General features: G+C 50.3%; 11 protein-coding genes. 8 read left to right on the forward strand and 3 right to left on the reverse strand.

Annotation, left to right across the window (positions count from 1 at the left end):
* Positions 1 to 271: 271 nt before the first annotated feature.
* The gene (locus OI69_RS03595; RefSeq protein WP_039346199.1) at positions 272 to 1,561 is read left to right on the forward strand and encodes an HAAAP family serine/threonine permease; all 1,290 of its coding nucleotides are present in this window, start codon (positions 272 to 274) and stop codon (positions 1,559 to 1,561) included.
* A 150-nt stretch (positions 1,562 to 1,711) separates the two neighbouring features.
* Here OI69_RS03595 and pstB read toward each other — a convergent pair whose 3' ends face one another.
* Genes pstB through OI69_RS03610 form a run of 3 tightly spaced genes read right to left on the reverse strand, consistent with a single transcriptional unit; the run spans position 1,712 to position 6,354 of the window.
* Complete coding sequence (gene pstB, locus OI69_RS03600) at positions 1,712 to 2,527, reverse strand: phosphate ABC transporter ATP-binding protein PstB (RefSeq protein WP_039346200.1); 816 nt, start codon at positions 2,525 to 2,527, stop codon at positions 1,712 to 1,714.
* Between the two features lie 15 nt (positions 2,528 to 2,542).
* Positions 2,543 to 4,189 carry a phosphate ABC transporter permease PstA gene (gene pstA, locus OI69_RS03605; protein ID WP_039346201.1) on the reverse strand — a complete coding sequence of 549 codons (1,647 nt, stop codon included), beginning with the start codon at positions 4,187 to 4,189 and terminating at the stop codon, positions 2,543 to 2,545.
* Entirely contained in the window at positions 4,186 to 6,354 is a 2,169-nt protein-coding gene (locus tag OI69_RS03610; RefSeq protein WP_039346203.1) for an ABC transporter permease subunit, read from the reverse strand. The genes pstA and OI69_RS03610 overlap by 4 nt, the downstream gene beginning before the upstream one ends.
* Positions 6,355 to 6,768: 414 nt before the next feature.
* Between OI69_RS03610 and ppk1 the strand changes: the two genes are divergently transcribed.
* From ppk1 to mgtE, 7 genes are all read left to right on the forward strand, one after another.
* On the forward strand, positions 6,769 to 8,841 hold the full coding sequence (gene ppk1 / locus OI69_RS03615; protein ID WP_039346204.1) for a polyphosphate kinase 1: 2,073 nt from the start codon (positions 6,769 to 6,771) through the stop codon (positions 8,839 to 8,841).
* The gene (gene ppx / locus OI69_RS03620; RefSeq protein ID WP_039346205.1) at positions 8,841 to 10,376 is read left to right on the forward strand and encodes an exopolyphosphatase; all 1,536 of its coding nucleotides are present in this window, start codon (positions 8,841 to 8,843) and stop codon (positions 10,374 to 10,376) included. Before ppk1 ends, ppx begins: the two co-directional genes overlap by 1 nt.
* A 224-nt stretch (positions 10,377 to 10,600) precedes the next feature.
* The gene (locus OI69_RS03625) at positions 10,601 to 10,789 is read left to right on the forward strand and encodes a YjfB family protein (RefSeq protein WP_039346206.1); all 189 of its coding nucleotides are present in this window, start codon (positions 10,601 to 10,603) and stop codon (positions 10,787 to 10,789) included.
* A gap of 202 nt (positions 10,790 to 10,991) precedes the next feature.
* Positions 10,992 to 12,323: a type II toxin-antitoxin system HipA family toxin gene (locus tag OI69_RS03630; protein WP_039346208.1), complete on the forward strand. Its 1,332-nt coding sequence runs from the start codon at positions 10,992 to 10,994 to the stop codon at positions 12,321 to 12,323.
* Positions 12,320 to 12,637, forward strand: a complete 318-nt coding sequence (locus tag OI69_RS03635) for a helix-turn-helix transcriptional regulator (RefSeq protein WP_039346217.1) — start codon at positions 12,320 to 12,322, stop codon at positions 12,635 to 12,637. The genes OI69_RS03630 and OI69_RS03635 overlap by 4 nt, the downstream gene beginning before the upstream one ends.
* Before the next feature lie 140 nt (positions 12,638 to 12,777).
* Positions 12,778 to 12,993 (forward strand): YfgG family protein, encoded by a 216-nt coding sequence (locus OI69_RS03640; protein WP_039346219.1) that lies wholly within the window; start codon positions 12,778 to 12,780, stop codon positions 12,991 to 12,993.
* Positions 12,994 to 13,240: 247 nt separating this feature from the next.
* On the forward strand, positions 13,241 to 14,719 hold the full coding sequence (gene mgtE / locus OI69_RS03645; RefSeq protein ID WP_039346221.1) for a magnesium transporter: 1,479 nt from the start codon (positions 13,241 to 13,243) through the stop codon (positions 14,717 to 14,719).
* The last annotated feature ends 162 nt before the right edge of the window (positions 14,720 to 14,881 follow it).

Here is a 14,881-nt window from a genome sequence, read left to right on the forward strand (position 1 = left end):
ATTATTTAAAATAAAGCATCAGTATTGATATTTTATTTTTCGCGAAATTTTATTAAAATACCGTCAGCCAATTCATTTCTGTGATCGTCTCAATATTATTCGCTGACCACCACGATATAGAATGCCGCCACAAAACAGTATTGACCTGCTGACATTATTAGCAATATGTCCTGTTCGTTTTTTAAGCTCTGTAACGGTAAGTTGCCGATACTGTAATTTTTATACCCCAGTATGATGAATATTAATATGTTCACCAAGGAGAAACCAGTAAATGAGCACAATTCAAGATAATAGCCATGTGTTAGAACAGGATTCAGAATGGCGTAAAAGCGATACCGTTTGGATGCTAGGCCTCTACGGCACAGCTATCGGCGCAGGTGTGTTATTCTTACCTATCAATGCCGGTATTGGCGGTTTAATTCCGCTCATCATCATGGCGCTAATTGCCTTCCCGATGACCTATTATTCCCACCGAGCCTTATGCCGTTTTGTATTATCAGGAAAAAAAGGTGGCGAAGATATTACCGAAGTCGTTGAGGAACATTTCGGCGTTGGTGCGGGTAAATTAATCACTTTGCTTTATTTTTTCGCAATTTATCCCATCCTATTAGTTTACAGCGTCGCGATTACCAATACGGTAGACAACTTTATTACTCACCAATTGCATTTATCTTCTCCACCGCGTGCCGTGCTGTCATTAATATTGATCCTCGGGTTGATGTTTATTGTTCGTTTTGGTGAAGCGATGATCGTAAAAGCCATGAGTATTCTGGTTTACCCTTTTGTTGCCGTGCTAATGTTGCTGGCGCTTTATTTAATCCCGAGCTGGAACACCTCTGTTTTTGAAAACATTTCTTTAAATTCCAGCGTCACGGGCAACGGTCTGTTGGCAACATTATGGCTGGCGATTCCGGTGATGGTGTTCTCCTTCAACCATTCGCCGATTATCTCCTCTTTCGCCGTTGCCAAACGGAAAGAATACGGTGATGAGGCAGAGCCAAAATGCTCACGTATTCTGTCTTACAGCCACATGATGATGGTGCTGACTGTGATGTTCTTCGTCTTCAGTTGCGTACTGAGCCTGTCGCCAGCCGAACTGATGGAAGCAAAAGCGCAGAACATTTCTATTCTGTCCTATCTGGCGAACCATTTTAATAACCCGGTCATCGGCTACCTGGCTCCGATCATTGCCACCATCGCCATCTCTAAATCATTTCTGGGTCACTATCTGGGGGCGGGCGAAGGCTTTAACGGGATGATCGTAAAAACGTTGCGCAGCAGAGGAAAAACCATTTCCAACACCAAACTGAACCGTATCACTGCGCTGTTCATGCTGATCACCACTTGGATTGTCGCAACGAAAAACCCCAGTATTCTGGGTATGATCGAAACGTTGGGCGGCCCGATTATCGCGTGTCTGTTATTCCTGATGCCCATGTACGCTATTCAGAAAGTTCCGGCGATGAAGAAATACAGCGGCTATATCAGTAACGTTTTTGTCACCCTGATGGGACTGATCGCGATTTCCGCCATTGTTTACAGCCTGCGCGATCTGCTGTAAGCCCCTCGCTCATTTAACGCCGATACGTTATTTAACGATCGGCGTCAGACGGCTGACAACATCCTGATCGGGGCTAATGCACTGGCACTAGTGAGCGCATGAGCGGGAAAAGTCACCATTTTTCTGAAACGCGGTGTGTTTAATGACATTTCAACCAAATCGTCCAGTAATATAATCCTCTGTGCGCCGCTGCGTCGGAGAGGTAAACAGATCGTCCGTGCGATTGTACTCAATCAATTTGCCCTGATTAATAAAGGCGGTGTAATCCGACACGCGAGCCGCCTGCTGCATGTTGTGCGTCACGAGCACTAGCGTGAAATGCTGCTTTAGCGTGCCCATCAACTCTTCAACAACCAGCGTCGAAATCGGATCGAGCGCGGAAGTCGGCTCATCCAACAACAGCACTTCCGGCTCAATAGCGATAGCCCGAGCGATCACCAAACGCTGCTGCTGTCCACTGGATAACGTCAACGCGTTGTCGCTCAGCCGATCTTTTACCTCATGCCACAGCGCCGCCGCCCGTAGCGCACGCTCTACGGCATCATCCAGAAAACGGCGATCGCGTAGCCCCTGCAATCTCAGGCCATAAATCACATTTTCATAGATTGATTTGGGAAACGGATTCGGGCGTTGAAAAACCATACCGACCCGACGGCGTAATACAGCCACATCCAACTGCGGATCGTTAATCGGCATGCCACTGAGCCAAATATTTCCCTCGGTGCGGCAGTCATCTACCAGATCGTTCATACGGTTAAAACAGCGTAACAGCGTGGATTTGCCACAGCCCGACGGGCCAATCAACGCCGTGACTTGGTTCTTCGGAATACGAAGCGAAATATCGTTCAGAGCCTGCTTATCGCCATAGTACAAATTCAGATGTTCCACGGTTAACATCGTCTGTTCATCACGCAGTTGATGAACATCAGGCAGCGGTGCCATCTCCTTTTGTGTCATAAATCCCATAACTTCATCCTACTTTCAGAGTGATAACGAACGATATTTCTCACGCAGAACATGACGGATCCCAATCGCAGCAAGGTTTAGCCCAACCACAATCAACACCAATAGCAGCGCGGTAATGTACACCAGCGGCCTGGCAGCCTCCACATCCGGGCTTTGGAACGCCAGATCATAGATTTGAAACCCCAGATGCATAAACTTTCGCTCAAGATGCAGATAAGGGAAAATGTCATCCACGGGTAAGACTGGCACCGACTTCACCACGCCGACCAACATCAGCGGCGCGGTTTCCCCTGCGGCACGCGCCACTGCGAGGATCAAACCGGTCATCATCGCGGGAACGGCCATCGGCAGCACAACGTGCCACAGCGTTTCGGCTTTGGTCGCGCCTAACGCCAGTGAACCGTGGCGCACAGACATCGGGATGCGTGATAACCCTTCTTCTGTCGCCACAATCACCACCGGCAGCGTCAGCAATGCCAGCGTTAGCGACGCCCACAGTAACCCCGGCGTACCAAACGTCGGATTCGGCAGCGCTTCAGCATAAAACACCTGATCCAACGTGCCGCCGATGAAATAAACAAAAAAACCTAACCCGAACACGCCGTAAACAATGGAAGGCACGCCCGCCAGATTGACCACGGCAATCCGCACCCCGCGCGTTAAGCTGTTTTTCCCTGCATATTCATGCAGATAAACCGCAGCAATCACGCCCAGCGGCATCACGACAATGGACATCAGCACCACCATCAACACCGTGCCAAAAATAGCGGGAAACAGGTGGCCTGCGCTGTTGCTGTCCGGTGAATAGTGCACCAGCATATATTTCGCCTGCTCGCCCCAGTGGCTGATTTTTTCCCACAGATTCATCGCATTCGGATACCAAGCCTGCTCAATGTCTCTGAGCGGGATGAGATGGACGATGCCATTCGCATCCCGTAGCTGCACGGTATCGCGATGAATGTCCAGATTGAGTGCGGTTAGCTGGCGTGACAGTTCATCAAAATGGCGTTGCAGTTCGGTGCGTTCAGCCTGAAGACGCGCCAGTGCCTGATTATCCAGCGTCTTTGTCTGCTGCCGCTTTTTTTCCTCCAGCCGTAGCACTTCAAACTGCTGGTTGATCTTCGCCATCTCTCCCATACGGATTGCCTGCGTTTTCGCTAACAATCCCTGTACCTGTTCGATGCGATGCTGCAAGGTTGCAGGAAGATCCGTTGCCACCAGCGGCTGCTCCCCTTCTAACATACCAGCCAGATAGCCATAGGCCGTGCCATTGTTAGTTCGCTTCAATACCAGAATATCGGCGGGTTTCTCAAAACGGACAATGTCGCGCGACAGCAACGAGCGAAAGCTCTGCCCATAGATTTCACGCTGACCAATCTTGATTAAATAGCGTGTTTCCGCCTTCCCAGACGTCGGGGCTACATTCGCCTGTTCCAACTGCTGAGGAGAAAGGGTTTGCTCGGCATAAATTTCCCCGATCAACGCACGCGGCATCCCTTGCTCTGGCGGTAACGTCAGCAGCCAGACGGGCTGAGGCCACAGATAGCGCATGCCCTGCCCGGCCAGCAGCACGATGATTGTCAGCATCGCCAGCAGGCTAATCGAAATGGAGGAGGCGGTGAGCCATACCCAGGGCCTTCCCGAACGGAACCAGCGCTTCACGCGTTTTCTCCTTCATCACGGTAGCGTTGCCGCAAACGCTGCCGAATAGTCTCAGCCAGCGTATTCACAATAAATGTGAACACAAACAACGCTAATGCCGTCAAAAACAGCACCCGATAATGGCCACTGTTCGTCACGGCTTCCGGCATTTCAATAGCGATATTCGCCGCCAGCGAACGCAAGCCCTGAAGCAGGCCTTCGTCCATAATCGGGGTATTGCCCGTCGCCATCAGCACAATCATGGTTTCTCCCACGGCACGGCCAAAACTCAGCATCAGCGCAGCGAAAATCCCGGCGCTGGCGGATGGCAGAACGACGCGCCATAGGGTTTGCCACGCCGTCGCCCCTAGCGCCAACGATCCCTGGCTTAAACGGGTGGGTACGCTAAACAAGGCATCTTCCGCCAACGAAAAAATCAGTGGAATCAGGGCAAAGCCGAGGGCAACCCCCGCCACCAACGTATTACGTTGTACGAAATCATCCCCCAACCACTGATACAACGGTTGCCCCAACACCGCGATTTCAATATGCGGCGCAAGCCAACATCCGAGCACGACAGTCAGCAAAATAGTGGGAATAAGGAACAATACATCCCAGCCTGCGGGGAAACGAACACGCCAGCGCGTCGGCAGGCATTCAATCAGCCAGCCACAGCCGAGCACAGCCAACATCCACAACATCGGCATGGCCAACATGGCTGACAGATACGTTGCAAAATGCGGTGCCAGCCAGATGGCGGCAATCAGGCCGACGACAACCGTCGGCAGCGCCCCCATAATCTCCAGCGTAGGTTTAATCCAGCGCCGCAGCGTCGGCGACATAAAGCAGGCGGTATAGATTGCGGCAGACAGCGCCAACGGCGTAGCAAACAGCATGGCGTAAATGGCGGCTTTCATCGTGCCCAACATCAGCGGCATCATGCTGAATTTGGCCTGATAGCTATCATCCGCAGAGGTAGACTGCCAGATATAGGCTGGCTCGGGGTAGTTCTCATACCACAGCTTTTGCCACAGGCCCCGCCAGCCAATGTCGGGATAGGGGTTATCAACCTGATAGCGATGCCATCCCTGCGCCGTTTCAACCAGCATGGCGGCACCACGCGGCGAAAACACCAATCCCTGCGCCTGAGCGGGTAATGTCTGTGTCAGCAGCGCATGCGACTGCTTGCTGGCAAACAGCGACAGTTCACCCTGTGCGTTCAAGGTGGCAAAGACTCGTCGCTGCGCTTCCGTTGCCAGCAGTACCGATTCCCCCGCGACGTGCGGAAACTGACGAATCTCTGTCAGCGTAGCGCCCTTTTCGCCCGGAACCTCAAACCATTGACTAATCCGCCCATCGGCAGCCTGTACCAACAGCGATCGCCCGCCGGACAGCAGCGCCAGATGTAGGGGTTGCGCCAGTTGCAATTGCCGTTCTTCCCGTAGCGTCAGCGCGTTCGCCTCCACCTGCCACAGCGTTAACGTATTGCCGCTGAGCAAATAGAGTTGCTGCCCGTCTGGGGTCAATAGCAGTTGGTTAATTGCCACCGTCGGTAATGTGACTTTTGCCCGCTGCCGCACGCCACCTTCATCAACATCGGCAACAATTAACGCATTTTCTTGCCCGATAGCCGCAACAACGACCTGTGTGTCGTCCACCGTCGCCACCGCCAGATGACGCAGCGGCTGTGCGGGCAACCCCAGCGAATACGCCTGTTTGCCCAGCGGATAACGCCAGACGGGAGAACGATCGTCCGTCCTTGACAGTACAGGCTGAACGAACGTCAAGCGACCATCCGGCTGGCTCAAAGCATAAATCTGCCGTTCCCCCTGACTCTGCGCCAGTAAACTCAGCGCAGGAACCAGTTGACTGCGTGGCATCGGCGAATTGTCCACAAACGGAATAAACTCACCATAGCCCTGATTGTCGATGCGAAAGCCGATTTGCCCATTGTCGCTAAGCCCCAGCGCCAGCGATGGATCTGCGCTATGGCGTGAAACCGTTTTTTGACCGTTAACCGTGGGAGAAAGGAACAGCGGCGTCACCACATACAGCAGATAGAAGAAGATTAACAGCAGCATAGCCAGCACCAGCAGCCCACTGCCTGCAACAATGCGATGAACCAAGCGATCTACCCACGCCCGTCGACGATCCCGATACTGTGATGCGTTGCCTGTTTTTACCATTATTCTCGCCGTTAGAGTGAAACCGCCAGAGTCGTGTTGCCAACCTATTGCGGGTAGCATATGTTGCCTTTACGCCCATAATATGACAATGGTAAGTCTGTCTATGAATTAGATTTTATACCCTAAATAGTTCCAGTCGTATGAAGGCGGCAACCGAGGGAGTCCTCAGGAGCTGACTTTAGTAAGTGACTGGGGTGACAAATCTGCTGGGAGCAGATTTGAACGCTGCTTGCAGCGGCCCTTTAGGGCGAGGCCCACGACGGGTCGAGTATTTAAGGGTAGCCAACGTACAGACGGCTCGAAATATGACGGGTATCGTCATCAACACGCCATAATGTTGTTGTACCCTATCTCCACAACGGAAGGGTATGAATATTGGATGAACCTTCAGTACATGAGTTGAGCGGAGTGACAATGGGTCAGGACAAACTCTACATAGAGAAAGAATTAAGTTGGTTATCCTTTAATGAACGAGTACTTCAGGAAGCAGCAGATAAAAGCAATCCGTTAATCGAACGCATGCGCTTTCTGGGCATTTACTCCAGCAACCTTGATGAATTTTATAAAGTCCGTTTTGCCGATTTGAAAAGACGCATCCTGATTAATGAAGAACAAGGTCTGGACGGCAATCTGCGACATCTTTTAGGCAAAATTCAGGCGCGTGTAATCAAAACCGATCAACTCTTTGACAGCCTGTACAACGAACTGCTGCTGGAGATGGCGCGTAACCAAATTTTTCTGGTCAATGAACGTCAGGTTTCCCCTAATCAGCAGGAGTGGCTGAGAGACTACTTCCGGCAATATCTGCGCCCGCATATCACGCCAATACTCATCTTTAACGAAACCAATCTGGTGGAGTTCCTGAAGGATAGCTATACCTACCTAGCAGTTGAAATTATTCGTGGTGACGAGATCAGCTACGCTCTGCTGGAAATTCCTTCGGATAAAATACCGCGTTTCGTCAACCTGCCAGCGGAAGCGCCACGCCGTCGTAAAACCATGATCCTCATCGATAACATTCTGCGTTACTGTCTGGATGATATCTTCAAGGGCTTCTTTGATTATGATGCGTTGAACGCCTACTCCATGAAGATGACGCGCGATGCAGAATACGATCTGGTGACGGAAATGGAGTCCAGCCTGCTGGAGCTGATGTCTTCCAGCCTGAAGCAACGCTTAACCGCCGAACCGGTGAGATTTGTGTATCAGCGCGACATGCCGGATGCCATGGTCGCCATATTACTGGAGAAACTGGGTATCTCTTCCTATGATTCCGTTATCCCCGGCGGGCGTTATCATAATTTCAAAGATTTTATTTCTTTCCCGAACGTCGGACGCACCAATCTGGTCAATAAGCCCTTGCCACGCCTGCGGCACACCGGGTTCAACCATTTCCGCAATGGGTTTGATGCGATCCGCGAACGCGATGTTCTGCTCTACTACCCGTATCACACCTTTGAGCACGTTCTGGAACTGCTGCGGCAGGCCTCTTTCGACCCTAACGTGCTGTCGATCAAAATCAATATTTACCGCGTCGCCAAAGACTCGCGCATCATTAATTCGATGATTCACGCGGCACACAACGGCAAGAAAGTGACGGTAGTAGTCGAGCTACAGGCACGCTTTGACGAAGAGGCAAACATCCATTGGGCAAAACGCCTGACGGAAGCTGGCGTACACGTCATATTCTCGGTGCCTGGGTTGAAGATTCACGCCAAGTTATTCCTGATTTCCCGCCGCGAAGGGGAAAACATCGTGCGTTATGCGCACATCGGCACCGGTAACTTCAACGAGAAAACTGCCCGCCTGTATACCGACTACTCGCTGTTGACCGCCGACGAACGCATTACCAATGAAGTTCGCCGCGTCTTCAACTTTATTGAGAACCCTTATCGTCCGGTCAGCTTTGAGCACCTGCTGGTGTCACCGCAAAACTCGCGCGATAAGCTTTATCAATTGATCGATACCGAGATCGAAAACGCGCTAGCGAATCGTGATGCAGGCATTACGCTTAAGGTCAATAATCTGGTGGATAAGGGGCTGGCGGAAAAGCTGTATCAGGCTTCTTCTGCGGGCGTGAAAATTAATCTGCTGGTACGCGGTATGTGTTCGCTGATCCCCAATTTGCCGGGGATCAGTGAAAATATTTATGTCATCAGCATCCTTGACCGCTATCTGGAACACGATCGGGTGTATGTTTTCAATAACGGCGGAGACAAGAAAGTCTATCTCTCTTCTGCCGACTGGATGACACGCAACATTGATTATCGCATTGAAGTCGCAGTGGAAATATTGGATCCCATATTGAAAAACCGCGTGCTGGAAACGCTCGATATCCTGTTCAGCGATACGGTGAAAGCCCGTGTCATTGATAAAGAGTCGAGCAACCTCTATGTCTCGCGTGGTAACCGGCGTAAAGTACGCGCGCAAAATGCCATTTACGACTACATCAAGGCGTTGGAGCAACCTGGAGATAAGCCTGAATAATGCCGCTAACGAATAATGAAAAAACCGAGATAAAGCCGCAAGAATTCGCGGCTATCGACCTGGGTTCCAACAGTTTTCACATGGTGATCGCTCGTGTGGTCAACGGCGCGCTTCAGGTATTGGGGCGTTTAAAACAGCGGGTGCACCTGGCTGACGGTCTGGACAAAAAAAATATGCTCAGCGAAGAAGCCATTCAGCGCGGTTTGGGCTGTCTGGCGTTGTTTGCTGAACGTCTGCAAGGTTTCCCGGCAGTGAACGTTTCCATCGTCGGTACGCACGCGCTGCGTCAGGCAGCCAACGCCCAGGAATTTTTACGCCGTGCGGCGGATATCATTCCCTACCCGATAGAGATCATTTCCGGTCATGAAGAAGCTCGCCTGATCTTTATGGGCGTGGAGCATACGCAGCCGGAAAAAGGCCGCAAGCTGGTCATCGATATCGGTGGCGGTTCTACCGAGCTGGTTATCGGTGAAGATTTTGAACCAATGTTGGTAGAAAGCCGTCGGATGGGGTGCGTCAGTTTCGCACAGCAGTTTTTTCCTAACGGGGAAATCAGCGAAGCCAACTTCAAGCGCGCGCGACTGGCGGCGGCGCAAAAATTGGAGACGCTCGCCTGGGAATACCGGATATATGGCTGGAAATTCGCCCTCGGAGCGTCAGGCACGATCAAAGCCACACACGAAATTCTGGTCGAAATGGGGGAAAAAGACGGCCTGATTACCCCTGAACGGCTGGAAATGCTACGCACGCAGATTTTGCAATTCAAACACTTCAAATCGCTGAGTATGCCAGGTCTGTCCGAAGACCGTCAGTCGGTACTGGTGCCCGGCCTGGCCATTCTGTGTGGTATTTTCGATGCGCTGGCGATTAAAGAGCTACGTCTGTCTGATGGCGCGCTGCGTGAAGGCGTACTGTACGAAATGGAAGGGCGTTTCCGCCATCAGGATATTCGTAGCCGTACCGCGCAGAGTCTGGCGACTCATTACAATATCGACCGTGAGCAGGCGCGGCGCGTGCGAGAAACCACACAGCAGCTTTATGCGCAATGGGCAACGCAAAACCCTCATCTGGTCCATCCACAGCTTGAGGCCATCTTAAACTGGGCCTCCATGCTGCATGAGGTCGGATTGGGCATCAACCATAGCGGCATGCATCGCCACTCCGCGTACATTCTGCAAAATACCAACCTGCCCGGCTTCAATCAGGAACAACAGCTTGTGCTGTCAATGATCGTGCGGCTGCACCGTAAAGCGATCAAACTGGAAGAATTGCCGCGACTAAACCTGTTCAAAAAGAAACAGTATTTGCCACTGGTTCAACTCTTACGCCTTGCCACGCTGTTAAATAATCAGCGTCAGGCCACGACCACGCCGGAATCGCTGCGGCTACATACCGATGACAATTACTGGACGCTGACGTTCCCACTCGATTTCTTTACCCATAACACACTGGTACAGCTCGATTTGGAACGGGAGCAGGAATATTGGCAGGACGTCACCGGCTGGAAGTTGATGATTGAGGAAGAAAAAGCCTGATTGATAAAATTCCGGTGTGTGGAATCGGACACACCGGGCGCAGAAATGGCGAAAAATCGCCCGTTCTTTCTGGCACGTTCAGGCTGATTAACATAAAGTTAATAGCGATAGTGTCGATACCCAAATGATGCTGGCGAAAATTTCACCATCATCGTGCGACATCGGCGGAAAAGTGCGCTTCCTTTTCGTCGATAGGAATCCAACTCAGCTATGAGGAGAATAAAATGGATGTATCACAGATCGCATCGCTCGCTACCGACTTCAGCAACCTGCGAACCAGCAGTGAAGCCAGTACGCTTGTGATGAAAAAAGCGCTCGACAGCCAAGAAGCTGTTGCTTTAGGTATTTTACAAGCATTACCCCCTCTGCCAGCCAATCCGGCGATTGGGCGTAACGTCAATACCACGGCGTAATGCCTGAACAATATCACGTACTTGCGCCCCATCTGGGGCGTTTTTTATTTGTCTTATTTTCTTTTATAACAAATATGACACCCTAAATTGAGCAATATATTGCTCAATTTAGGGTGTCATATCTGAAAAATGAGTAAAATATTGCTCAAAAAAAGGTAAGCATGTCATAATTGAGCAATATATTGCACAGTGTGGATCCGTAATGCCTACCATACAAATTTTCCACAATCATCAGTGGCATGACGCCGCCGAGCTAGACATTCCCACCCCTTCTGCGGGCCGGAATGGGTTATCCTGTCTTGGCTATGATTTTGATTATGCTGCCAGTTGGTTCGGTAAAAATGACCATCGCAGTTGTAGTATCAATTTGCCGGTAGAAATGATGGAAACCTATCGTTCTACGCCTTGGTTCACGTTTTTGGATGACATTATCCCTTCGGGGTCAAGTCGGCGCTATTGGGTCAATAAATTAGAAATAGGTCATTTACCCGCTAATGAGCAAGATTATGCCCTGCTGTTTAATGGAACCATTGCCCCTATTGGCAATATACGTCTCAAGGAATCACTGCCTTCTTCACTGAGTACCCAACAACTACAAAAAATACGTTTCAGTGTGCGAGACGTCGCCGATCGCAATAGTGATTTTATCGAATACGCACAACAACGCGGCGCTGGCGGAGGTGGAGCAACCGGAGCTGGGGGAGAGGCCCCCAAATTATTACTTCGTTGTTCAGACGACGATGAAATTTGGATAGATCCTTTTCAGGACGATCTTACTACTCAGGACATGCACTATCTGGTGAAATTTCCCAGGGGGTCACGCAGCCCAGTTGATTGCGATATTTTACGTGCAGAATATTATTTTTATCATGAACTTACATCACTGGGGATGGATACGATCAACCTTACAGGTATGCGATTAATTGAAGGGGAGCATTATCCTTCCTTATGGCTACCTCGTTTTGATGTCGACTACATAGACGGTAAAAAAACATTACATGGAATGGAGTCTATCTATTCTCTGCTGAAAAAACCGGCGGGAAGCTACCTTAATCATTTCACTGTTATCCAAAAAATCATTGACACAATCATCCCTCCTACAGGCAATCATACGCGGCAACGTTCTGAATTAGTTATTGAAATGGTCAAGCGCGACATGCTGAATATCATTTTTGGCAATTCAGATAACCACGGACGAAACACGTCACTCATTAAACGTCCACAAGGGATATGGCTTGCCCCTATTTACGATTTTGCCCCTATGAAAGCTGACCCTGAAGGTATAGCAAGAACGACACAGTGGGGCTCACCGTATGAAGAAGGTGGAAGAATAGATTGGTTTGCTATTGCTGAAGCGCTCTCCCCTTTCATTGATCCTAAAGATTTAATTCGTGCATTAAGCACTACCGCACGCCAGCTTATCGGCCTTAAATCTCGCCTTATCGAACGCGGCGTTCCACAGCGCATAATCACTATGCCGGTTATGGCGTTTGATTACATTGATGAAAAACTCGCAACATGGCGACTATTATGAAAAACCTACCTTCCTCTGAACGTGATGCGCTACTAGCCAATTTACTCACAGAGCTTTTCAATGAGCGGCTTTCTCTTGGTGAGTTACTTCAGAAATTGAGAAAGGACGTTCTCGGTATGTCACAGGAACAGTACGCTGCATTGGTAGACGTGAGCCGCCGTACTTTATCTGATATTGAAAAAGATCGCGGTAGCCAATCCATCATGCTCTTAAATCGAGTGTTCAGACCATTAGGTCTAAAAGTCGGCTTGCTCCCGCGTAGCGCTCACTTAATGCATGATCTACTGGGAAAGGGGAACCCTGGCAAAAATTAACGTCATTATAAAAATAAATAAGTACTCTGCGAAAACCCGAACCGTCATCATCTTTTTCACAGCGGCAGATTGACCTCGCCTACGGCTTGTGCCTAAATAAATAACAGCGAATGTTCGCTTTCACAGAGGATTTACGGGTAATGTCCACGCTTGCTCACAGACGACGCTTATCGATACGCCCACGACGAAGTGGCTCCCGGATAGCCCGCGCCGTGTTACTCATCAGCTTCATTATTCTTTTAGGCCGCTTTGCTTACTCCGCCATCACCGCGTTTGATCACCATCAAGACAAACAGCAGCAGCGTGCTGAACAATTACCGCTTCCCACTAACGTACTCGTCAATCAGAAAGAGTAGCGCTTAACCCACGGGTTCCTTTTCCTTATATGCTGTGTTTTCTTTATCAGCCTTATCGGCTGTGCTTTCGCGCGCCCGTCATGCACATCGACACCCATGGCCTATGCCGTAGCAATAAAAAAACACGTTCAGACGCTATCGATACGTTTTTCAGACACTGATTCGCCAGTAATCCTATTCTTAATCTACTGATTTTGCGCTACGTTTAATAAAACACAGATAAAAAACAGATCGAGCATAAAACCTTATGTCGAGCGTAAAAAAACTTACCGACCTCCGGCGCCGTATCTCTCTTCTGCTGTTGGAAAACAAGGAACTGGTTGAAGATATAATCAACCGGCAGCCGTGCGTGACGGAACACGATGATGCTGCGTTAAGCGACAAAACGGTACTCAGTAGCAAAATCAGGCTGCGTGAAAAAAGTATTCTGCTCGATCAAACCGCAGAAATCAGTCAAATTATCATCGAGTTACATGCTGCTGACCTTGCCGATTTGCTGGAATCGTTACCGCATGATGAACGTCTGGCGCTATGGCGGCTGATCCCAATAGAGAAGCGCGGTCGCGTGTTGATTGAGGCTTCTGACAGCATTTCCGACGATCTGATCGGCGATATGCAGGATAAGGAAATTCTGCGGGCAGTTCGGATACTGGATATCGATGAGCAGGCTCAGCTTTCTCGCCTTGTTCCCCGTCATCTGCTCGGCAGAATACTGACCTCGCTGGAGCCAAAGCAGCGGGCGCAGCTACGTGCCGCCATCAATTATGATGAAGACTGCCTCGGTCACATGATGGATTTCAAATTCATCACTGTACGTGCCGATGTCACGCTCGCGGTGGTACAGCGTTATCTTCGCTACCGTAAAAGCATTCCCGGCTCCACCGATAAGCTGTTCGTCACCGATCGCAAAAATACGCTAATCGGCGAGCTGTCGCTGGCCAATATTTTGCTCCACTCGCCTCGCTCTCTGGTTACTGACGTCATGGAGGCTCAGCCTCTGAGCTTTCAACCAGAAGATAAAATAGAAGAAGCCGCCAGTGCCTTTGAACGCTACGATTTAATCTCCAGCGCGGTGGTGGATAGCAAAGGGAAACTCATGGGACGCCTGACGGTTGAAGATATCGTCGATGTGGTGAACCGCGAAAGTGACAGTAATCTGCGTCGTTCAGGGGGGTTAACCCCCTCTGAAGATGTCTACGCCCCCGTGTATAAATCCTTCCGTAATCGTTGGGCCTGGCTGGCCGTCAACCTTTGCACGGCACTCATTGCCTCTCGGGTTATCGGCCTGTTTGAGCACACGTTATCCCACCTGGTAGCGCTGGCGACGCTCATGCCGATTGTCGCTGGAATCGGTGGGAACACCGGCAACCAAACGATCACCATGATTGTGCGTGCGCTGGCACTGCATCAGCTTGAACACGGTAAAAAATCGTATCTGCTGCTCAAAGAATTGGGCGTTGCACTGGTAAACGGGGTGATATGGGGCACGATTATGGGCGGGGTGACCTTCCTGCTCTATGGTAGCCCCGCTATGGGTGGCGTGATGATGCTGGCGATTCTGCTGAATTTGCTACTTGCTGCACTGATGGGCGTCGCTATTCCACTGATTATGATGAAACTGGGCCGCGATCCCGCCATCGGCTCCAGTGTAATGATTACAGCCATCACCGATACCGGCGGGTTCTTTATCTTCCTTGGGCTGGCAACGCTGTTTTTGCTGCCGTGAACATCCAGATGTCGTCACTATTTCCCCTGCAAAAAGGGCTTTGAACAAAGTAATACTGTTCACGTAGTGTGAATGTAGGGGAAACACGGTGATGAGGTTCCCGCAGGGATACCTCGCACCGTGGTCGCCCATGGCATCTCGATCTTTAAACGATCGGCATTA

The organism is Pectobacterium fontis (assembly GCF_000803215.1).
Taxonomy (GTDB): Bacteria; Pseudomonadota; Gammaproteobacteria; order Enterobacterales; family Enterobacteriaceae; genus Pectobacterium; species Pectobacterium fontis.

Coding starts and splice junctions, on each gene's coding strand:
- OI69_RS03595 (WP_039346199.1), top strand. CDS start 272: ATGAGCACAATTCAAGATAATAGCCATGTGTTAGAACAGGATTCAGAA.
- pstB (WP_039346200.1), bottom strand. CDS start 2,527: ATGGGATTTATGACACAAAAGGAGATGGCACCGCTGCCTGATGTTCAT.
- OI69_RS03610 (WP_039346203.1), bottom strand. CDS start 6,354: ATGGTAAAAACAGGCAACGCATCACAGTATCGGGATCGTCGACGGGCG.
- ppk1 (WP_039346204.1), top strand. CDS start 6,769: ATGGGTCAGGACAAACTCTACATAGAGAAAGAATTAAGTTGGTTATCC.
- ppx (WP_039346205.1), top strand. CDS start 8,841: ATGCCGCTAACGAATAATGAAAAAACCGAGATAAAGCCGCAAGAATTC.
- OI69_RS03625 (WP_039346206.1), top strand. CDS start 10,601: ATGGATGTATCACAGATCGCATCGCTCGCTACCGACTTCAGCAACCTG.
- OI69_RS03630 (WP_039346208.1), top strand. CDS start 10,992: ATGCCTACCATACAAATTTTCCACAATCATCAGTGGCATGACGCCGCC.
- OI69_RS03635 (WP_039346217.1), top strand. CDS start 12,320: ATGAAAAACCTACCTTCCTCTGAACGTGATGCGCTACTAGCCAATTTA.
- OI69_RS03640 (WP_039346219.1), top strand. CDS start 12,778: ATGTCCACGCTTGCTCACAGACGACGCTTATCGATACGCCCACGACGA.
- mgtE (WP_039346221.1), top strand. CDS start 13,241: ATGTCGAGCGTAAAAAAACTTACCGACCTCCGGCGCCGTATCTCTCTT.